Source organism: Flavobacterium pedocola (assembly GCF_053764385.1).
This window is the reverse complement of the sequence record NZ_JBSNCR010000010.1, coordinates 1-19707: the sequence shown is the minus strand read 5'-3', so window position 1 is coordinate 19707 and position 19707 is coordinate 1. Positions and strand designations below refer to the sequence as shown.

Below are 19707 nucleotides of genomic sequence, written 5' to 3'. Positions count from 1 at the left end.
GGAACCTGTAGTACTTAAAGCAGTTGCTGGTTGGTTAATGGTATAAGTTCTTGTAGTCTGACAGCTGATAGCATCGGTTACCGTTACGGTATAAGTTCCAGCCGCCAAACCAGTTGCTGTTGCTGCAGTTCCTCCTGATGGGGACCATGAATAGGTATAACTTCCAATTCCTCCCGAAGCTACAACAGTCGCCGTTCCGTTAGAACCTCCATTGCAGGATACATCTGTTTTGGAACCTGTTGTGGAAATTGAAGAAATAGAAAGTGTTCCGGAATTCGAATTTGTAAAGCATGAAATAGTGCCATTGTATGTTACACATCTGTATAAATAACCATTCATACCGGCTGTTGCAGCTGTAATAGTTAAAGTGTTTGTTGTTGCCCCGGAATAGGGTGCTCCATTTGAAATGTTTGTGAATCCGCTACCTGTATTTACCTGCCATTGGTATCCTGTGGCTCCGGTCGCAGTTGCTGTAAATGTTGTGTTGCTACCCGAACAAATGGCTCTGTTAGGAGGGTTTGCTGTAATCACAGGGACTGTACAGGTTGGTGTTTCGAACAATCTGAAGTTGTCAATTCCCCATTCTTCGTTGTTTCCTTCACTGAAAACACGTATGCGAATAGTAAGTGCGGTTCCGGTACCTGCAATAGTTTTGGTAAACTCAGCAAAGGCATTTGTTAACATTGTTCCATCGCCACAGCCGTTTCCATCGGTATCTTCATATAAATATTTGTCCATAGTACCACTGGCACTGCCTCTGTTATAAAAACGGATAAGCGGTGTATAAGCGCCTCCATCAATTTGATACTCGACTATAACATAATCGGTATTGGTGGTTCCCACACCACTGATACAAGCATTAACATTGTCCCAAGGTTCGTTGCTACTGTTAGCCGCGAACAAACCTTTAAAACTTAGTCCTGATTTACCGGCAATATTGATCCCGGACCAAACAATATGAAGTTCGTTAAGAGGGTTACTGGCAGGAGTAGCACCTTCAGCACCACTTGAGGTAAAGCCGGTTCCTGTAGCATTGTGATCTTCGCCGGCCCAATAACTGGAGCCTTGTTTTCCTGTGAAAGCAACCACTTGCGAAATGGTGCTGCCATCAGTTAATCTGAAGTAGGATAAACTTGGTGTTGGTGTTGTTCCTCCGTTTTCTTCAGGAGTTCTTGTTCCGCTTGAAGGAGCGCCTTCAAAAGTGTCGCTCCAAAACTGGGTTTGAGCCTTTGCGCTTGCAAAAGTCATCAAAACCAGGGCGACCAATAGAGTAATTTTCTGTTTCATATCTGTCATTTTTATCGGTATTCTTATCAATTAATTTTATCAGTTCAGTACCACGCCAACTACCGGATACAAAAAGGTAAATTGTTTGGCGGACATGATGCCTAAATCCGTTTTCAGGACTTCAATACTGATCTGACTGTTGTCGCAACAGGCAACATTTATATTGCCGTTTTCGGTTGTTGATAAAATAGTTCCGGGGCGGGTGTTGTTATGAGGAGTGTCAAGGACTTTAGCAATTACGATTTTTGCCTGTTCACCGTTGAAACCTATATCGGCACCTGTATTCCAGGGATTGCAGGCATTGACCAGTGATACGATTTCGGAGGCCGACATCTTTCTCCAGTTGATATAAGTGTCACTAAGCTGAGGTTTTTCAAAATAATACCCCAATGAATTGTCTTGTGGGGTGTTGGGGATTGTGGAAGCAAAATCAAGCATATTGGCAGTATTCAAAACTACCTGTGTCATACGATTGCTTAATTTAATAGCTAAACTTCCGTAGGTTTCATTTTTATCAATAGCAATGTTTTCGGTAAAAATGATGTTGCCTTTATCAAATTCAGTATTCATAAAATGTACTGAAATGGCAGTTTGTTCTTTTTGATACCGAAGTACTTCGAAGATAGGCATCGGTCCTCTGAATTGCGGCAACGGACCAGGGTGAAAGTTGATGAATTTTTCGGGTCCGTATGCCAAAACATCTTCCGGAATCAAAAAAGGAAAGGAAATTGAAAAGATATAATCCGGATTTACAGTTTCTATCCAGGCTCGCATCTCAGTTAAGCTTTTTTTGTTTGGAAACGATTTGAAAGCCATGTCTTTATCCTCGCATTCGCGTTCTAAAGCATCAATAATATTTTCGTCACCTTTTCCGATTGCAATGCCGCACAGATAATTTTCATAGACAAGCAACTGCAGGCTTTTGAAGGCAAATTTTCCACCACACAGTACTAAAATTTTTTTTCTTGTTTCCATGGTAAATTATATGCAGGTGTAACTGTTAAACCACGACGAGGTTATATTCTCGAGCGGCTGCTGGGTGAGTTTTTCGAAATCTTCAGTGGTACTTAGGACTGTTTTGCCAAGTTTCACTTCGCACATGCCTTTTTCATCCGCAATCAGTGAAGCTTCATATAAAGGGGCGATAGTGGTGTTGGTTTTTGGATGAAATTTGATGCAGCCTCTAGGGCTTTCAAATTCAAACAGATGTAAAACAGGGTTTATGGCAGCAACATTGCCTTTGTATTCACTGTAAAGATCGATTGCTTTTGCAGCAATTTCGGCACCTTCCCAGCTTAATAAAGAGAATAGGTTAGGGGTTCTTCCGATAGCTTCAAGGCTTTCTATAAAAGCTGTGTTTTCAGGATTACTAATGGATTTTGACCAGGCAGTTATTCCCTTCACAGGGTTTTCAGGATAGACCGCTTCTTTAAGCATCGTTTCCTCAAAAGCAAATGGAGGTAAATAGATAGGGATATTGTTCCCGGAAAAATGTTCCTTGATTTCTGAAAAATACCAATGTACATAATCCCCGCTGAAAAGGCTGAGTAAAGAACTTCCGGGGAATTGTTCCAAATGGTTTTTCAAAGGAAGCATAGTGAATTCTTCTTTCTTATATCCGGTCGCATGATTGAACCTAATGGTGCCTCCTGCAGCCTGATACCCGTTGAAAAGACCAAGTGTTTGTAAGTATCCGCCATCGTAATAGCCCGTAACCATTCCTCCAAGTGTATGACCGTTTTCTGCAGCCATTTTTGAGGTTAACCAGGCGCCTAAAGAATTGTTAAGCGAATGGTAAAATATGTTTGGGCACTCGGGCCATTCATGAGGAAGGTTTGAACCGGCATCCAAAACGATAAGGATTTTATTGGCTGCTAAGAATAAAGGACGAAGCAATTGCGCCATGCGATGTCCTATGTAGGCTACTACTATAGTTGCATTTTCATCCATTAATAGTTTTTCGGCAGCGCGATAGCATAGTTGTTTGTCGGCGCCGAAACCTATGTTTTCGGTTACAATTTTAATATCGTTCCGCCCCAGCTTCTGTAAGCCATGAAGAAACCCTTCGTATAAATCAAAGTTGATGGTGTTGTAATAACTGGATCTGGGTAATAGTAGTCCAATTGTTTGCATAGTGTTGTAAAGGATAAAAGGAAACACTTTTGAAGTGTTCCCTTTTTTTGTTTTAATTAGCTTCTACTTGGAAAAATACCTTCTACGGCAATGGAATAATTCATTACCAGATAAGGATTCATTAATGAGATTGGCATTCCGGATCCTGTAATTCCTGTGTTTCCGGTTAAGGTTGAAGGGCCGTAGTATTTACCAGCTGTGGCAACACTTGAAAATACGTCAGTTCCTGCATCGGAAAGGAAGGCGTTTTCTGGTGATGAAGCGTCCCCTCCTCCTGTGGAAACCGGTATATTTACTGTAATACCTGTTGCAGGGTGATTATGAGGCGGCAGGTTTTGCAAGGTTAGGGTTGTGTGATCCGAACCTCCCAATTCACCTATGGAATGTGCAGGGAGACCGGCACCTTGTCCTTGTCCGATCGGAACTCTTCCCTGAAGGTTTGGAAGTGCAAATGTTGTTTGCCCATCACCACCATAATAGGTTCCAAGTAAGGAAAATAAGGCCGTGTTTTGGGCAATGCTCAAAAGTTGTCCCTGACAAAGCATGTAGCCCACGGGAGCAAAGTTAAAGCCTAATATTTTTATTTCGCCGATAAAAGGTTCTGTAGACATATTTCTGATTTTTTAAATTTAACTTCTTGGAGGGAAAATCCCTTGAATTGCGATGGAGTAGTTAAGAACCAGATAAGGATTCATAATACTAACCGGTATAGCAGATCCGGTAACTCCTGTTGCTCCAGAAACGGTTGAAGCCCCGTAATTTTTTCCTGCAGTGGACACACTCGAGAAAACTTCTGCACCTGAATCTGACAGATAAGCATTCTCCGGAGACGAAGCATCTCCACCACCAGTAGAAACAGGAATGTTTACTTTAATACCGTCGGCGGCATGCACGTGAGGCGGCAGGTTGGACGTTAACAGTGTAACATTTGTTGTCCCGGCCATTTCTCCCATGCTGTGTGACGGAAGTCCCGCTCCGGTACCTTGTCCGATTGGCATTCGGCCTTGTAAGTTTGGTAAGGCAAAGGTTTGGATACCGTTTCCGCCATAAGTTGTTCCCAAAAGCGAAAATAACGCTGTGTTTTGGGCGATGGACAGGATTTGTCCGTTACAGTTTAGATAGCCTCTCGGCGCAAAATCAAAACCGAAAATCTTAATTTCTCCAATAAAGGGTTCTGTTGACATAAGTTATTGTTTTAGAGTATTTTACGATGTGGGTTGGAATGAGGCCTTTTGTTTTTTGATTTCCTACAACTATTAATCGAGCGAATTTAGTGGTAAAAGTTTTACAAAAAATAGGTATAAATACCTGTTTTGAGATTTTGGATTTCAGAAGCTTGCTTTGATGTTTTTTCAGATGTTTTTTTGTTACAGCAGTATCTTAAAACATAGGAATTTTAAGCAAGGGTTATTTTTCTGACAAATTGTTAGTGTTTTGTTTGTTAAAACATAAAAATAGATTACTTTTATCGTAAGAAAATTTACACAACATTAAAACCGAAAATTATGTCAGAAAACAATTCACAAGAAACAGCTGTAAACACAATTACTTTGCAAACCGCTCAGGCTTGGGCACAAAAATGGAGAAGTACTCCGGGAGCAACCGTTAAGGCACACTTAATTCCTCAGGTAGATATCACACAACTGATGAATGAAAAAGATGTTGTTGATGTAAGAGCTTATATCGGAATTGATGAAAACGGTGAAAACAAATTAATGCTTGTAGGTGTTGATGCCAACGGGAACGATTTGATTAACGATGCTGACGAGCAGTATATTTATGATTTTACAAGACCTTGTCCGGATACTTGTGATACTAAAAGCCCTTTATTTTAATAATGAAACAGAAGATTTTTTCAGTTTTAATGGTGCTGTTCCTGGTTTCTTGTCAGAAAGAGGAAGCCAGTAGTGAAAATACAGTAAAGTCAAGTTTAGTGTCTTTCAATAGTGATTGGGTGAATTCCAAATTAGATTCCAGTCTTAGAAAATCTGATGAGAACACAATTGGTTATCTGTTTTCTAAAGAGGAACTGAATACGTTGCTGGAAAATGAGCAATTGATAAAATTTAGATTTGTCTTAGGGCTTACGGATGGTAAGCTGGATTTAAAAACAGTTGGTGTTACTAAAGACGGAATTCAGGTAGGAGTGATTAACTCGATGATAGTTTCAGATGATAATTTTGATACTCAAATTAACGGGTTGTCTTCTTCGGCAGTGGAATTTAAGAGTGATGATGCAATTGTCAGACAGCATATGTTAAATCCTGCGACGGCTTTTACTTATATCAACAAGTGGAATGTGCAAGTGACTGAAAATAAAGATTTAGACAATGTTGTTTCCTACGACAATTTGAGAATCAATCATTTCAGTATCGAAAGAGAAGTGATCGAAAACATGAGTAACCTGCCTGATTTTAAAAGTTTAGGTATAGTTTTCGGGATTAACCCTCAAGGGAAATTGACTACGGTACTGTTGGGGCTAAATGGGAACCAAAGTGTTATTTTAGCTTCTGAAGAATCAAAATTGGAAGCAGAAGATCCTTCTGTTTTTGATTTCACCAAACCATGTCCGAATACTTGTGACCCTTAAATAGAATAATAGTTTGTTATTAGAGATTATAGGAGATTTAGGTTATGTATTCTTACTGCTAAATACAATACTTTTTTTTATAGGCTTTTCTAAGAATGGGAAAGCCTATAAAATTTTTACTGTTTATTCAGCGGTTATGTTTGTTATACAGATGACGGGATATTTATTCCTGAAACTCGGTAAGAATAATTTATTCCTGTCTCATTTTTATTTTATACTGCAATTTGTTCTGTTGAGTTTTTTCTATCTGAACCTCAGGTTGAATAAATCTCAAAAGAATGCGGTTATGATTGGCTTTGTTTTTTGTTTGGGACTGCTTGGAATTCAATATATTTTAGAACCTGCTTCTTTTTTCAGGTTTAATTTATTTGAAATCTTTATAACCTCATTCCTGTTGATAGTATATGCAACATTGTATTTGTATAACCTGTTAAATGAGAAAAAAGAATTTTACTATATAAACCTTGGGATTTTGGTTTATTTATTAGGGAGTACGGTAATCTTTTTAGCGGGTAATTTAACAACGATCTATAAATTAAAATTAGTGTTCAACATATGGATTCTCAATGCGTTGCTATATGTTGTGTACCAATTATTGATTCTTTACGAATGGAGAAAAAATTACGCAAAACAAACTGCAACTAAAAATGGATAATGAACTAGTATTTCAGAGGGAGTTGCTGGAGGCGATAATTTATACGTTTAGCGCATTTCTTCTTTTAGCCTTGGTTTTAATGCTTTTCTTTTATTTCTCGAGAAAGAAAATCATCAGGTATGAAATCCAGAAAAAAGATATGGAAATCAGTTATCAGAAAGATTTGCTTCAGGCGGTGATTGTGGCGCAGGAAGCAGAACGAAAGAGGATTGCCCAGGATCTGCATGACGATATCAGTTCGAAACTCAATGTGATTTCACTGCACACGCATATGTTAAAGACTAAGGATTTATCGGAAAGCGAGCAAGAAGAAATAACAACAAATATCATCAATTTTACAAAACGTGCTATTGATGATTCCAGACGACTGGCACATGACTTATTACCGCCGGTACTTGAAAAATTCGGGTTGGATGCCGGAATACGGGAATTGTGCCTGGAATTTCAAAGCAGTAAAGCGGTGAATGTTCACTATGAAAATCATGTTGATTTCGATCCTTCCGAAGTTAAGGAACACTTGCATCTTTTCAGGATATTACAGGAACTGATGAACAATTCGTTGCGTCACGGAAAAGCTAAAAACATTCAGATTGCCTTTCATCAGTTGTCCAAAAACACCATTTGTAAATACACCGACGACGGTATCGGTTTTGATGTGCAGCAGCAGAAAATTAATAAAGGGCTGGGGATGAAAAACATAGAAAGCCGCGTCGCCATGTTGAACGGAAGATTGATTATGGATTCGGAGATCAATAAAGGAACGAAGGTTTTAATTACATTTTAGTTATGAATACAACGATTAAAATTGTTCTTGCCGACGATGAAGAACTGTTCCGTAAAGGGATTGCCTTCATCCTGCAGCGGGAAAAAAATATGGAAATTGTCTATGAAGCGGGAAACGGTCAGGAGCTTGTTTCCTTTTTAAAAGAAAGTACGCTCCATCCGGATATCATCATCATGGATCTGAAAATGCCGCAACTCAATGGGGTAGAGGCGACTAAGATGATTCAGAACCTGTTTCCACACATTAAGATTATTGCCTTGTCGAGTTATGAAACCAGTTCGTTCATAGCCAACATGATTAACGTGGGCGCCTCATCCTATCTGGTAAAAAATTCCACCCCGGAAGAAATGATTTTCACGATTAACGAGGTTTTTGATAAAGGCTTTTATTATAACGAGCAGGTCATGAAGATCATCAACGAAATCGATCTGACCACTTCCCAAAAGAGTAGAGCGCTGTTTGATACCGACTGTTTGACCGGCAGGGAAAAAGAAGTGCTTCAGTTGATATGCAGGCAGTTGAATACTAAAGAAATAGGGGAGCGATTGTTCATCAGTGCCAGAACTGTTGACGGCCACCGAAACAATTTACTTCTTAAAACCGAATCCAAAAACGTAGCCGGTTTAGTGGTTTACGCCATTCAGAACAAAATAGTAACGCAGGAAGATCTTATGCTTTAATTAAATGCAGAAGATGTAAAAGACAAGGAAAAGATCGGCCAGAAGCGCTATAATAAAAAGTGGCTTTTCAAATTTTTGAAGGGTCTTCATGGCGTCCTCATACTCGGTTATCAAGTCTGTTATAGTATCGTTCATAAGGAATTGATGAATGATTTATTCAAAATTACCAAGACCTTTTGTATAAATGTCAGGTGTTTTTACCTGTTTTTTTATCATTATCTTCACATTAAAACCAGTATCTTTGAGAATAAATTTTCCGGAATGTTATTCAAAAAGCTGTTATATCTTTTTCTTTTTCTGTTTTCCGTATCGGTGAAAGCCTCATTCGTATTGGTGCCGATGGATGCCGAAACCCAGCAAAACCATCTTAAAGCTTATGGGATTACCTACTGGGCGCTGGACAAACAATATAAAGTTAGTTGGCTGCTCAATTACCGTGGCGGCTCGTTCTTGTTGCCCGACGCACCGGAAATTCGTAAAGAATGTCAGATACGCGGGGTAAGTTTTGAAGTTTTATCCGATGCAACAGCGAATGGAATTCTTGACGATATCAGTTCGCCTTCTCAAAACATGGAAACCGTTGTGCTGGAAAAAGCACCTAAAATTGCCGTGTATACGCCTAAAGGAAAACAGCCTTGGGATGATGCGGTTACCTTGGTTTTAACCTACGCGGAAATTCCTTTTACGGAAATCTATGATGAAGAAGTGTTAAATGATGCTCTGTTATTATACGATTGGCTGCATTTGCACCATGAAGATTTTACAGGACAATACGGAAAATTTTTCGGAGCTTACCGGAATGCACCTTGGTATATCGAGCAAAAGAAAGATGCGGAAACCTTAGCCACGAAATTAGGGTTTAGCAAAGTGTCTCAGGAAAAAATGGCGGTGGCCAATAAAATCAGGAATTATGTGATTGGTGGCGGATTCATGTTTGCCATGTGTTCTGCTACTGATAGTTTTGATATCGCCTTGTCAGCTGAAGGAGTAGACATTTGTGAACCGATGTTTGACGGTGACGAAAGCGATGCCAATTATCAGACCCAAATCAATTACAACAATACGTTTGCTTTTAAGGATTATGTTTTGGAACGCAATCCGATGCAATATGAGTTTTCCGATATCGATATGACGCTGAAACGCAAGATTTTGCCCGATGTCGATTACTTTACCCTGATGGAATATTCAGCAAAATGGGATCCGATTCCTACCATGTTATGTCAAAACCATACCCAGTTGGTTAAAGGTTTTATGGGACAGACGACAGCTTTCGATATCAATATGATTAAATCGAATGTCCTGATTATGGGGGAAAACAAGCAAAACGGAGAAGCCCGTTACATCCATGGTACCAAGGGAAAAGGTATGTTTACCTATTACGGTGGACACGATCCTGAGGATTATCAACACAGGGTTGGTGATGCGCATACCGTTTTGGATTTACATCCGAATTCTCCGGGGTATAGATTAATTCTTAACAACGTTTTGTTCCCGGCAGCCAGAAAGAAAAAGCTGAAAACATAAGCCTGTATGGATTTCACGAGTATTTTAGAAGAAATATACGCTGAGGCAAAAGCGCTTCCGCCTATAGGCACAGTAGCGTCTACCATTCCGGAGTTGGAGAAAATCGACCCTAATAAATTCGGGATCCATTTAACCACTATTGACGGTCAGGATTTTGGGGTAGGCGATTCCAACGAGAAATTCTCCATTCAATCCGTATCTAAAGCTTTGACTGTAGCCTTGGCATTTTCCTTTTTAGGAGAAAAGGTTTGGGAGCGAGTTGGCGTAGAGCCTTCGGGGAATCCGTTCAATTCATTGGTACAGCTGGAATATGAGAAAGGAATTCCGCGTAATCCTTTTATTAATGCCGGAGCCTTAGTAATTGCAGATATGCTGATCACTCATTTGCAGCATCCGAAGCAGGATTTTCTCGACTTCATAAGAACTATTTCCGGTTGTCCCACTATCGATTTTAATACCGAAGTCGCAGCTTCTGAAAAAGTAACCGGTTTTAGAAACGCGGCATTGTGTAATTTCCTGAAGTCTTTCGGGAATATCCAGAATGACGTGGAGGAAGTCCTGGACTTTTATTTTCACCAATGTTCGCTGGAAATGACCTGTAAAGAATTGGCGCATTCGTTTTTCTTTTTCGCTAATGAAGGAAAAACCAAAGACGGCAAACAGATTTTAACCCAAAGTCAGGTCAAACGAATCAATGCTCTGATGCAAACTTGTGGGTTTTACGATGAATCCGGTGAGTTCACCTATAAAGTGGGATTGCCCGGAAAGAGCGGAATCGGTGGTGGAATCGGAGCGTTGTTTCCAAAGAATTTTACGGTCGCTACCTGGTGCCCGCGCTTAAACGAAAAAGGCAATTCCGAATTAGGGATGTATGCTTTGGAGCAGTTAACCACTAAAACCGGCATGTCTATTTTTTAAGTTTTCTCCAATACCATTTCGAATTGCTGAACCGTTTGTTGTAAACCAATTTTATTGAGGAAGGACAAAGATGCTGTTTCGGTATTGTCAATATTCGTTAAAGAAACCAGTGCCTCTTTGTTGATTTCCTGAGCTTTATGAAATAAATGATGCCCAACACCTTTGTTTCGATAATCGGGTTTGATGAAAAACTGCTTTATTCTTCCGCTAGCGGGCATAAAAGACAAATAGCCAATCAAAATATCGTTGTCAAAAGCGCCAAAAAACTGATGTGAAGTAAGTGTTCTTTTTATAGCTTCTGAGGAATTTTGATACGAAGGCTGAAATGCCCAATCCCTTTTAAACACCAAAGTATCTTCAAAAGTTATGGGTTTGAAATCAAGAGGAGCTATATTCTTCGGCGGGTTAACCATTCCTTTGAAACACGTTACAAGACGTTTTGTTTTAAAACCGGCCTTTTCATAGATGTTAACCGCTTTAAGATTTTCGGTAATCACTTCCAGTAGATGGACGGAATGCTTATTTGTAATGGGTTGTTTAAGTAAATAAGTGTACATTTTTTCGGTAAGTTGTTGTCCTCGGTGGCTTGGGATTACGCCGGTGCCGCCGTTGTAGAAAATCGTGGTTTCTGTATTTGTTTCTGATCCGATGAACATAAAACCCACCAACCGGTCCTTGTCAAAAGCGCCTACGGAATGTTCCAGGCTGATGTTTTCGGTATGGAATTTTGTCTTCAGATCGTCTTCGGTCAAACACATCGGTACCAGATAATCTGAAAAAGCCTGGTTGAATGTGTCTGCTAAAATTGCTAAAGGAATATTGCTTAATGAGGAAATTGTCATTTTGTGATTTGATTGATTTCTTCAAATGTAAAAAATACCAGAATTGATAAAAGTTAAAAAGTGTGAAAGTATTCTGAAAAATAGTGTTTCAGGTTATCCCTGTCATAATGGTCAAACAGATATGCAATATAGTTGTCCGGACGCAGCACAATAAACAGTTCGGAGGTTAGGCCGAGTTTTTTCCAATAATCGGTTAAAGGCTCTTCGCAGAAAGCAATCGGAAAAGGAACCATGGATTTAATCTCCGATACAATGGCCGGATTCAGATTGTTGTTGCTTATATGAAGCAGATAGAAACCATCGCCGGAGAATTTTTTGTAATAGCCTTTTTCATTTTTATAAGGCAATCGCTCTCCGGTTTTGAATTTTAATTGTTGTTTGCTATCGTTTGCAGACAGTTTTTTTCCATGATAGGAATATGCAATTTGGGATATGGTTCTGAAAATCCTAGGTTTTATTTTATCATGTGATAATACAAATTGTATAATCGGTATCAGGATGGTTCTTCGGAAGAGAGCGATGTACCATTTGTCGGAAGTCATGATGTTGAAAGCTCTGTCCGTAAAACTCATCAGCCATTTGGCAAAAGGCAGCCGTTCTTCGTTATAGGTTTCTAAAATGGAATCTTTGGCAAAACCTTTTAAAACAAAAGCGAGTTTCCAGGCCAGATTGTAAGCATCCTGCAAACCGGTATTCATGCCCTGACCTCCTGCCGGACTATGAATGTGTGCACTGTCTCCTGCCAAAAACACTCTGTTGTTTCTGAAATTTTCCACACGACGATGGTGAAGGTTGTAAATGGAAAACCAATTTATTTTTTCAAACGTTACGGGTAATCCCAATGATTTTTTGATTTCAGTTTCAATTTCCTCAAAAGTCAGGTTCTCTTTATGATGGAATTCCCGCGGTAGTGTCCCCAGAACCCGATACCATTTTTCACCTTTAAGCGGGAAGAAACCGCAAAAATTATTGTTCGTTGGAGCAATAATGAGTTTGTCGTATTCCAGATTCCAATCTACAATAGTGTCGGCTACGTAGAATTTGTTTTCATAAGTACCGCCAAGAAAATTAAATTTAAGTTGATGACGGATCGGACTTTTGGCACCGTCACAGCCTACTACATATTTTGAATTGATGGTTAAAGAATCGTCATTTTGAAAAGCAATGGAAATTACCCGGTTGTGTTTTTGGGTGAGGTTTGAAAATTCAGTGTTCCAGAGCACATCTTTCCCTTGTTTTAAAAGATTGTCATAAAGAAGTGCTTCGTTTTTGCTTTGTTCAAAGGCAAACAGAAAGCTGAAATCCGTGAGGCCTTTACCGATTTCGTTGATCTTTATTTCCGCTCTTTTTTTGCCGAAAAAGTAAAGATTAAATGCATTGATGGGTGTTCCTTCTTCCAAAATAGTATCCGACAAACCCATTTGCTGATAGATTTCCATGCTTCGTGCGGTAACAGCTATCGCACGAGATTGCTCGGTTGGCCCTTCTTTGGAATCGATAATAATGAAATCGATACCGAATCGCTGTAACTGATTGGCCATCATCAAACCGGTAGGCCCGGCTCCAACTATCAAAACATCGGTTTCCATATGTCCGGAATTAGTGTATTAAAGGTACAAAAAAGGAAAGGAACAGATTTTACAGTTTGTATAGAAAATAAAAACCATCCCGAATTGAGATGGTTTTCATTTTTGTTAGCTAACCTGCATACTAGTAGCTATGGCAATGCGGTTCCACGCGTTGATGGTGATGATCATCATCATGACCTGTGCCAGATAATGATCGTCGAATAATCTGGCAGCATTTTGATACGTAGCCTCTGAAACGTGATGCTGGATTAAGGTAACTTCTTCGGTTAAGGCTAAAATGGCTTTTTCTTCTTCGGAGAAAAGTGTGGTTTCCCGCCAGGCGTTTAACAGGTAAATGCGTTGTTCGGTTTCGCCCAAGTTACGTGCATCTGTAGTATGCATGTCCAGGCAATGGGCACAGCCGTTAATTTGTGAGGCTCTGATTTTGATAAGTTCTTTGTGAATTGGCGTTACTTTGGAAGTAGCTAAGTATTTTTCCAGTCCCAGCATCGCTTTGTAAGCTTCCGGTTCGGTTTGCTGCATGTTGATTCTTGTTGTCATGAGTTGTTGTTTATTAATTACATGACAAAGTTCTGACAGTACGATTTTAAAAAACTTGAACTACTTCAAGAAATGGATTTAGATTTTGCCAGCTCTTATTTTGCTCATAAATTCTGCCGAAAAATCCAGATAAGAAGCCAACATGTATTGGGGAACACGTTGTACAAATTCAGGTTGGGCATTTTTGAAATGATGGTAACGTTCTTCGGCACTCATGGTGAAAAGAAATTTGATGCGCATCTGATACGCCGCGAAAGATTTTTGCATGACGATCCGGAAATAACGTTCCAGTTTTGGAATATCGATCAGAAGTTGTTCCAGTTCTTTTTTAGGGATGAGTAACACTTCGGAATTTTCAACCGCCTGAATGTAAAAGTCCGTTGGGTTGTCGGTGCTGTAACTCATGTAGTCAACGATCCACCAGTCTTCAATACCGAATTGCAGGGTTTGTTCGTTGCCTTTGTTGTTGATGAGATACATCCGGCAGCAGCCTTTTTCGATAAAGCAGAAGAAATCACAAACGGAACCTTCTTCCAGCAGGAGTTCTTTTTTCTTGATTTTCCGGTATTCGATTTTGGACAACAGTTGTTCCTGCTCCAATGAAGTGAGCTCGGTTTTACGCTGAATATGTTTTAAAAGCGGTTCGCTCATATTGCTTAATTGGTATTCATAAAACGCCAGACTAAAATACGGGTTATTTTGTTGCCCTGTTCCATTGCGATGGTTTTTACTTCAGTAGCTTTTACTCTTTTTAGTGCCGAATAAAGCGGTTTCAGGTTTTCTTTTTTGGAAACCAGAGAGGAAAACCATTTGCATTGTTTCTGAAAATGGACGCTTTCGAAAATCATATTGGTGATAAACGCCAGTTCGCCGCCTTCGTACCAGAGTTCGTTATTCTGTCCGCTGAAATTTAATACGGGTTTGTTGTCAACCGTTTTGCCTAAATTTTTCAGTTTGCGTTTAGTGCCTTCAGTGGCTGCTTCCCTTGAATTGTGAAATGGCGGATTGCAAATGGTGAAATCGAAATGTTCGTCCGGCTGAATAATACCTTTGAAAATATTGCGCTTGTTTTCCTGAAGGCGAATGGTAATGCCGTTCTTCAATTCTGGATTGTGGTTGATGATGTTTTCCGCAGTAAGTTTGGCGGGTTTGTCTACTTCAGTACCTATAAAGTTCCAGCCGTATTCCTGATGCCCGATAATCGGATAAATACAATTGGCGCCGGTACCGATGTCCAGTATTTTAACCTGATTTCCTGTTGGGATGGTTCCTTTGTTGGATTCGGCTAAAACGTCTGCAATGTAATGGATGTAATCGGCGCGTCCGGGGATGGGAGGGCAGAGGTTCGTTTTCGGCAATTCCCAATACCCTATGTTGTAAAACAGTTTCAGCAACGCTTTGTTCAGTGCTCGAACGGCATCCGGATCGGCAAAGTCGATGCTTTCGTTCCCGAATTTATTGACAGCCACAAAAGATTGTAACTCCGGTAATGTTTCGGTTAATTTTTTGAAATCGTAAGTACCTTTGTGTTTGTTTCGCGGGTGTAAGGTTTTGGTATCAGCAGGGATTTTTTTCATTGTTTTGAGTATGCAACATTGAGGAATTCAGCGTTGTTTTTTAGGATCTGTTTTTCGAATTATTCCAATGCAGCTTTAAAGTCATTCATGTTGAATTCTGAAAATTCAAGAGAATTTGTGTAATTAAGTTTTCTTTTGGTTTCTTCAACCGGCATGTCTTCTTCCATTGTATTGGTAACCGAAATGGTGACTGTATCCGATTTTGTGCTATAGCCAAACTCTGTTTGGGAACCAGCACCTGATGCATATTCGCTGAATTCTTTTAATGCTAATTTATCATCCTTGTAAAGAAATTCTAAAGTTGTATTGGCACAACCGCCGGTACAGAACAATTCAATATCTAGTTTATGATTACGAATTGAAATGCTTTTTCCGTCGATGGTATGGGAAGTGTAATCACTTTTAAAATGAGGCTCACTGATTATAGATTCATTTGCAGCTAATAAATCAAAGCCATTGTTGTTGTTTTTTAAGAAGACAAGAATGGTTTCTTTTTTTGGGTTTTCTTCGTCTCCATACTGAAGCACAACGGCAACATCTTCTAAACTGTCATAATTTAGTTTTCCATAGACAGCTTTAACAATGGTAGTGTTTTCTTTGTCTTCATAATCCGCTATGGCGGCATACAGATTCCTTGATATTTTTATTGGCCCTTCCTTTTGATCTGTCGAGTCTACGCTTGGAAGAAAAGCAAGTCCAGCTTCAACTTCAACCGCTGCAGTTTCTGTAATTTCCGCTGTTTCTGTAGTTTCGGGTTCCTTGTGATTTTCTTTATTAGTACAATACACAAAGAGAAAACTACAAACGATTACTATGATTTTTTTCATTCAGAAATTTTATTTAAAAGTATAAAAAAACCCACTCTTGCGAATGGGTTTTTATAATAAGTAAGATAAATATGTTTATAAACGTTTTCTTATTTCACTTTATTCACGATAGCCGCGAAAGCCTCTGGGTGGTTCATTGCTAAATCGGCAAGAACTTTACGGTTCAATTCGATGTTGTTAGCTTTGATTTTACCCATGAACTGAGAATAGCTCATTCCGTGTAAACGTGCACCCGCGTTGATACGCATGATCCATAATGCACGGAAATTTCTTTTCTTTTGTTTTCTTCCACGGTATGCGTAAGCCATTGCTTTCTCTACCGCGTTTTTCGCTACTGTCCAAACGTTTTTACGTCTTCCAAAGAAACCTTTGGCTTGCTTCAATACTCTTTTTCTTCTTGCTCTTTTAGCAACTGAATTTACTGATCTTGGCATAATTCTAAATTGTTTTTTGCAGTAAGGCGGCCTTTCGGCACTTCTGTTTTTAAAACGCCCACTCCAGGGTTATTAAATTGTTTTAACCGAAGAACGATTAATTATCAATAACAATAAATTGTCGATTAGATAATTCTTAATTGTTCTTTCACACTCTTCACGTCAGACTGGTGAACCAATGCTGAGTGAGTTAAAGCTAACTTACGTTTTTTCGACTTTTTAGTCAGGATGTGACTTTTAAAAGCGTGCTTTCTTTTGATTTTTCCAGAGCCAGTAACTTTGAAACGTTTCTTAGCGCTAGATTTAGTTTTCATTTTAGGCATCTCTTCCTAGGTATTAAATTTATCTTACTTACTATCTTTTAGTTTTCAGTCTCGGTTTTCAGTTTACAGATTGAATACTGAATACTGCGACTGTGAACTACTTACTTTTTTTCTTAGGAGCGATAAACATGATCATACGTTTACCTTCCAAAACCGGCATGGCTTCCACCTTTCCGTACTCTTCCAAATCCTGTGCTAAACGAAGCAATAAGATCTGTCCTTGTTCTTTGTAGATGATCGAACGCCCTTTGAAGAAAACGAACGCTTTTAATTTCGAACCTTCTTTTAAGAACTTCTCGGCATTCTTCTTTTTGAACTCGTAATCGTGTTCGTCTGTCTGAGGGCCGAAACGGATTTCCTTAATGGTAATCTGTGTCGATTTGGCTTTTAGTTCTTTTTCACGTTTTTTCTGTTCGTACAAGAACTTACCGTAATCCATGATTTTACAAACAGGCGGTTCTGCATTTGGAGAAATTTCAACCAAGTCCAGTTCAAACTGGTCGGCTAAACGCATTGCTTCGGCAGTTTTGTATACTCCCGGTTCTACATTTTCTCCTACAAGACGTACTTCCGGCACACGAATATTGTTATTGATTCGGTGGGCGTCTTTTTTTTCTACTCGAGGTTGGTAACCTCTGTTGTTTCTTATTGCTATGGCTCTAAAATTTTAAATTAAACTTAGAATTGTTTTAATGTTTTTGCTATTTCGTCGTTAACTAAAGCGGCAAATTGCTCAATAGTCATCGTTTCGTTCGACTTTCCTGCATCACCGTGGCGACGTACGGAAATCGTTCCGTTTTTCTCTTCTTCCTCACCAACAATCAGCATGAACGGTAATTTTTTGGTTTCCGCTTCACGGATTTTTTTACCAATCGTCTCGTTACGGTTGTCAATTAGGGCGCGAATTTCGTGAATTTCCAGCAATTCTGAAACTTTTTTGGCATAATTTTCATATTTCTCGCTCAAAGACAGGATGATAGCTTGTTCTGGCATCAGCCAAAGCGGGAAATTTCCACCCGTATGTTCCAGTAAAATCGCGATAAAACGTTCCATGGAGCCAAACGGTGCACGGTGGATCATTACCGGCCTATGTAGTTCATTATCAGAGCCTTTGTAGGACAAATCAAAACGCTCCGGTAAGTTGTAATCTACCTGAATAGTTCCTAATTGCCAGCTTCTGCCTAATGCGTCTTTCACCATGAAATCCAGTTTCGGGCCGTAGAAAGCTGCTTCACCTGCTTCGATTACATAATTCAGTCCTTTATCTCTTGCGGCACTGATGATCGCGTTTTCTGCTTTCTCCCAGTTTTCCACTGAACCAATATATTTCTCCGGATTGTTCAAATCACGAACGGAAACCTGAGCTGTAAAGTTTTCAAAACCTAATGAACCGAATACATATAGAACAAGGTCGATTACATTTTTGAATTCCGCATCCAACTGATCCGGTGTACAGAAAATGTGTGCGTCATCCTGAGTAAACCCACGAACACGTGTTAAACCGTGTAACTCTCCGGATTGCTCATAGCGATAAACCGTTCCGAATTCCGCATAGCGCTTCGGTAAATCTTTGTAACTCCAAGGTCTTGCGTTGTAAATCTCACAGTGGTGCGGGCAGTTCATTGGTTTTAACAAAAACTCTTCGCCTTCTGCCGGTGTGTGAATCGGCTGGAAGCTGTCGGCTCCGTATTTTGCATAGTGACCTGAAGTCACGTACAATTCTTTTTGTCCGATGTGAGGCGTAACTACCTGCTCATAACCAGCTTTCTTTTGTGCTTTTTTCAGAAATTGCTCCAAACGGTCACGTAGCGCAGCTCCTTTCGGTAACCACAACGGTAAACCTTGTCCCACGCGTTGTGAAAAATGAAACAATTCTAATTCTTTTCCAAGTTTTCTGTGGTCACGGCGTTTGGCTTCCTCTAACAATTCAAGGTAATCCGTTAGATCTTTCTGTTTCGGGAACGAGATTCCGTACACGCGGGTTAACTGTTTGTTTTTCTCGTCACCTCTCCAGTAGGCACCGGCTACCGATAAGATTTTCATCGCTTTGATGATGCCGGTATTCGGGATGTGCCCACCACGACATAAATCGGTAAATGTAGCGTGGTCGCAGAAAGTAATCGTTCCGTCTTCCAGGTTTTGGATTAACTCGGTTTTGTACTCGTTGTTTTTGTATAACTCCAATGCTTCTGCTTTTGTGGCCGAACGCATTTTGAATTCGTGCTTCTCTCTTGAAATCTCCAACACGCGGTCTTCGATGGCTTTGAAATCTGCATCGGTAATTTTCTTGTCGCCGAAATCTACGTCATAATAGAACCCGTTGTCAATAGCAGGACCGATTGTTAATTTGATACCTGGGTACATTTCCTCAAGTGCTTGTGCCATTACGTGAGAAGTCGAATGCCAGAACGCTTTTTTACCGTCCGCATCGTTCCAGGTATATAATATAAGAGCACCGTCGGTCGTTAAAGCGGTCGAGGTTTCAATGGTCGTACCATTAAAAGAAGCTGAAATAACATTTCTAGCCAATCCCTCACTGATGCTTTTCGCAACATCCATAGGAGATACACCTGGTGCAAACTCCCTAACCGAACCGTCCGGTAAAGTAATCTTGATCATATTTATAAGTTATAAGGTGCAAATATAATGTTTATCAAAATGTATACAATATATATATAAGGTATAATTTGATTCTTTTGAAGCGAGAGTTCGGGTGTGTTTGTGATGGCATTTCCCGCTATCCGTTGCAATTCCTGCGCTTTGCTCCGGGATTTCCACTGCTATCGGGGCTAGGGGATAAGCTTTCCGGATTTGACAGCAACCTTTTTAAATCCTACTATTATATATATAGTATAGTAAAACAATCTCACGAGCTAAGCCACTCATTGGTTCAGTAACTTTTTTCAAAAAAAAACTTTCCTAGGTTACGGAATGGTTATCAGTGAGTTATGAAAAACCTTTAAAAAACTTCGAAAAAAAGGTGTGTAAAAGTTTGGAAGTGGGG

At 39.7% G+C, this 19707-nt stretch carries 21 protein-coding genes; 6 read left to right on the top strand and 15 right to left on the bottom strand.

Annotated elements, in window-relative coordinates; translation table 11 throughout:
• The 5 genes from ACWPKD_RS15095 to ACWPKD_RS15075 all read right to left on the bottom strand — a co-directional run.
• A partial coding sequence (locus ACWPKD_RS15095) for a SprB repeat-containing protein (RefSeq protein WP_455413525.1) occupies positions 1-1287 on the bottom strand: 1287 nt, incomplete at its 3' end.
• A gap of 39 nt (positions 1288-1326) precedes the next feature.
• Positions 1327-2262 carry a methionyl-tRNA formyltransferase gene (locus ACWPKD_RS15090; protein ID WP_455413524.1) on the bottom strand — a complete coding sequence of 312 codons (936 nt, stop codon included), beginning with the start codon at positions 2260-2262 and terminating at the stop codon, positions 1327-1329.
• Positions 2263-2268: 6 nt separating this feature from the next.
• On the bottom strand, positions 2269-3420 hold the full coding sequence (locus ACWPKD_RS15085; RefSeq protein WP_455413523.1) for an ABC transporter substrate-binding protein: 1152 nt from the start codon (positions 3418-3420) through the stop codon (positions 2269-2271).
• 56 nt (positions 3421-3476) lie between these two features.
• The gene (locus tag ACWPKD_RS15080) at positions 3477-4031 is read right to left on the bottom strand and encodes a phage tail protein (protein WP_455413522.1); all 555 of its coding nucleotides are present in this window, start codon (positions 4029-4031) and stop codon (positions 3477-3479) included.
• Positions 4032-4049: 18 nt separating this feature from the next.
• Positions 4050-4604 (bottom strand): phage tail protein, encoded by a 555-nt coding sequence (locus ACWPKD_RS15075; protein ID WP_455413521.1) that lies wholly within the window; start codon positions 4602-4604, stop codon positions 4050-4052.
• Between the two features lie 321 nt (positions 4605-4925).
• On the opposite strand from ACWPKD_RS15075, the gene ACWPKD_RS15070 reads away from it, so the two are divergent.
• The 6 genes from ACWPKD_RS15070 (at position 4926) to ACWPKD_RS15045 (ending at position 10571) form a co-directional block, all read left to right on the top strand.
• On the top strand, positions 4926-5255 hold the full coding sequence (locus ACWPKD_RS15070) for a hypothetical protein (protein WP_455413520.1): 330 nt from the start codon (positions 4926-4928) through the stop codon (positions 5253-5255).
• 2 nt (positions 5256-5257) lie between these two features.
• The gene (locus tag ACWPKD_RS15065; RefSeq protein WP_455413519.1) at positions 5258-6010 is read left to right on the top strand and encodes a hypothetical protein; all 753 of its coding nucleotides are present in this window, start codon (positions 5258-5260) and stop codon (positions 6008-6010) included.
• A 647-nt stretch (positions 6011-6657) separates the two neighbouring features.
• Positions 6658-7449, top strand: a complete 792-nt coding sequence (locus ACWPKD_RS15060) for a sensor histidine kinase (RefSeq protein WP_455413518.1) — start codon at positions 6658-6660, stop codon at positions 7447-7449.
• Positions 7450-7451: 2 nt separating this feature from the next.
• Positions 7452-8129, top strand: coding sequence for a response regulator (locus tag ACWPKD_RS15055; RefSeq protein ID WP_455413517.1), 678 nt, complete (start codon positions 7452-7454; stop codon positions 8127-8129).
• Between the two features lie 261 nt (positions 8130-8390).
• Positions 8391-9653, top strand: a complete 1263-nt coding sequence (locus ACWPKD_RS15050; RefSeq protein ID WP_455413516.1) for an asparagine synthetase B — start codon at positions 8391-8393, stop codon at positions 9651-9653.
• Positions 9654-9659: 6 nt separating this feature from the next.
• Positions 9660-10571, top strand: coding sequence for a glutaminase (locus tag ACWPKD_RS15045; protein ID WP_455413515.1), 912 nt, complete (start codon positions 9660-9662; stop codon positions 10569-10571).
• Here ACWPKD_RS15045 and ACWPKD_RS15040 read toward each other — a convergent pair.
• The 10 genes from ACWPKD_RS15040 to thrS form a co-directional block, all read right to left on the bottom strand.
• On the bottom strand, positions 10568-11413 hold the full coding sequence (locus tag ACWPKD_RS15040; protein WP_455413514.1) for a GNAT family N-acetyltransferase: 846 nt from the start codon (positions 11411-11413) through the stop codon (positions 10568-10570). The genes ACWPKD_RS15045 and ACWPKD_RS15040 overlap by 4 nt on opposite strands.
• Positions 11414-11466: 53 nt before the next feature.
• Complete coding sequence (locus ACWPKD_RS15035; RefSeq protein WP_455413513.1) at positions 11467-13002, bottom strand: FAD-dependent monooxygenase; 1536 nt, start codon at positions 13000-13002, stop codon at positions 11467-11469.
• Positions 13003-13107: 105 nt separating this feature from the next.
• The gene (locus ACWPKD_RS15030; RefSeq protein WP_455413512.1) at positions 13108-13542 is read right to left on the bottom strand and encodes a carboxymuconolactone decarboxylase family protein; all 435 of its coding nucleotides are present in this window, start codon (positions 13540-13542) and stop codon (positions 13108-13110) included.
• Positions 13543-13620: 78 nt separating this feature from the next.
• Complete coding sequence (locus ACWPKD_RS15025; protein ID WP_455413511.1) at positions 13621-14193, bottom strand: Crp/Fnr family transcriptional regulator; 573 nt, start codon at positions 14191-14193, stop codon at positions 13621-13623.
• A gap of 5 nt (positions 14194-14198) precedes the next feature.
• Entirely contained in the window at positions 14199-15119 is a 921-nt protein-coding gene (gene rlmF / locus ACWPKD_RS15020; RefSeq protein ID WP_455413510.1) for a 23S rRNA (adenine(1618)-N(6))-methyltransferase RlmF, read from the bottom strand.
• A gap of 59 nt (positions 15120-15178) precedes the next feature.
• Positions 15179-15946: a hypothetical protein gene (locus ACWPKD_RS15015; protein WP_455413509.1), complete on the bottom strand. Its 768-nt coding sequence runs from the start codon at positions 15944-15946 to the stop codon at positions 15179-15181.
• 89 nt (positions 15947-16035) lie between these two features.
• A complete protein-coding gene (rplT, locus tag ACWPKD_RS15010; RefSeq protein ID WP_237791270.1) occupies positions 16036-16380 on the bottom strand; it encodes a 50S ribosomal protein L20 in 345 nt (114 codons plus the stop codon).
• A gap of 125 nt (positions 16381-16505) precedes the next feature.
• Positions 16506-16703, bottom strand: a complete 198-nt coding sequence (gene rpmI / locus ACWPKD_RS15005; protein ID WP_014164268.1) for a 50S ribosomal protein L35 — start codon at positions 16701-16703, stop codon at positions 16506-16508.
• A 97-nt stretch (positions 16704-16800) separates the two neighbouring features.
• Positions 16801-17352: a translation initiation factor IF-3 gene (infC, locus tag ACWPKD_RS15000; RefSeq protein ID WP_455413526.1), complete on the bottom strand. Its 552-nt coding sequence runs from the start codon at positions 17350-17352 to the stop codon at positions 16801-16803.
• A 29-nt stretch (positions 17353-17381) separates the two neighbouring features.
• Entirely contained in the window at positions 17382-19322 is a 1941-nt protein-coding gene (thrS, locus tag ACWPKD_RS14995) for a threonine--tRNA ligase (RefSeq protein ID WP_455413508.1), read from the bottom strand.
• Positions 19323-19707: the final 385 nt, after the last annotated feature.

What these genes read in the sequence shown, in the direction of transcription:
- ACWPKD_RS15045 (WP_455413515.1), top strand. Translation starts at nt 9,660, where the DNA reads ATGGATTTCACGAGTATTTTAGAAGAAATATACGCTGAGGCAAAAGCG.
- ACWPKD_RS15055 (WP_455413517.1), top strand. Translation starts at nt 7,452, where the DNA reads ATGAATACAACGATTAAAATTGTTCTTGCCGACGATGAAGAACTGTTC.
- ACWPKD_RS15015 (WP_455413509.1), bottom strand. Translation starts at nt 15,946, where the DNA reads ATGAAAAAAATCATAGTAATCGTTTGTAGTTTTCTCTTTGTGTATTGT.
- ACWPKD_RS15090 (WP_455413524.1), bottom strand. Translation starts at nt 2,262, where the DNA reads ATGGAAACAAGAAAAAAAATTTTAGTACTGTGTGGTGGAAAATTTGCC.
- ACWPKD_RS15065 (WP_455413519.1), top strand. Translation starts at nt 5,258, where the DNA reads ATGAAACAGAAGATTTTTTCAGTTTTAATGGTGCTGTTCCTGGTTTCT.
- ACWPKD_RS15085 (WP_455413523.1), bottom strand. Translation starts at nt 3,420, where the DNA reads ATGCAAACAATTGGACTACTATTACCCAGATCCAGTTATTACAACACC.
- rlmF (WP_455413510.1), bottom strand. Translation starts at nt 15,119, where the DNA reads ATGAAAAAAATCCCTGCTGATACCAAAACCTTACACCCGCGAAACAAA.
- ACWPKD_RS15030 (WP_455413512.1), bottom strand. Translation starts at nt 13,542, where the DNA reads ATGACAACAAGAATCAACATGCAGCAAACCGAACCGGAAGCTTACAAA.
- ACWPKD_RS15040 (WP_455413514.1), bottom strand. Translation starts at nt 11,413, where the DNA reads ATGACAATTTCCTCATTAAGCAATATTCCTTTAGCAATTTTAGCAGAC.
- thrS (WP_455413508.1), bottom strand. Translation starts at nt 19,322, where the DNA reads ATGATCAAGATTACTTTACCGGACGGTTCGGTTAGGGAGTTTGCACCA.
- ACWPKD_RS15035 (WP_455413513.1), bottom strand. Translation starts at nt 13,002, where the DNA reads ATGGAAACCGATGTTTTGATAGTTGGAGCCGGGCCTACCGGTTTGATG.
- ACWPKD_RS15060 (WP_455413518.1), top strand. Translation starts at nt 6,658, where the DNA reads ATGGATAATGAACTAGTATTTCAGAGGGAGTTGCTGGAGGCGATAATT.
- rplT (WP_237791270.1), bottom strand. Translation starts at nt 16,380, where the DNA reads ATGCCAAGATCAGTAAATTCAGTTGCTAAAAGAGCAAGAAGAAAAAGA.
- ACWPKD_RS15025 (WP_455413511.1), bottom strand. Translation starts at nt 14,193, where the DNA reads ATGAGCGAACCGCTTTTAAAACATATTCAGCGTAAAACCGAGCTCACT.
- ACWPKD_RS15050 (WP_455413516.1), top strand. Translation starts at nt 8,391, where the DNA reads ATGTTATTCAAAAAGCTGTTATATCTTTTTCTTTTTCTGTTTTCCGTA.
- ACWPKD_RS15075 (WP_455413521.1), bottom strand. Translation starts at nt 4,604, where the DNA reads ATGTCAACAGAACCCTTTATTGGAGAAATTAAGATTTTCGGTTTTGAT.
- rpmI (WP_014164268.1), bottom strand. Translation starts at nt 16,703, where the DNA reads ATGCCTAAAATGAAAACTAAATCTAGCGCTAAGAAACGTTTCAAAGTT.
- ACWPKD_RS15070 (WP_455413520.1), top strand. Translation starts at nt 4,926, where the DNA reads ATGTCAGAAAACAATTCACAAGAAACAGCTGTAAACACAATTACTTTG.
- ACWPKD_RS15080 (WP_455413522.1), bottom strand. Translation starts at nt 4,031, where the DNA reads ATGTCTACAGAACCTTTTATCGGCGAAATAAAAATATTAGGCTTTAAC.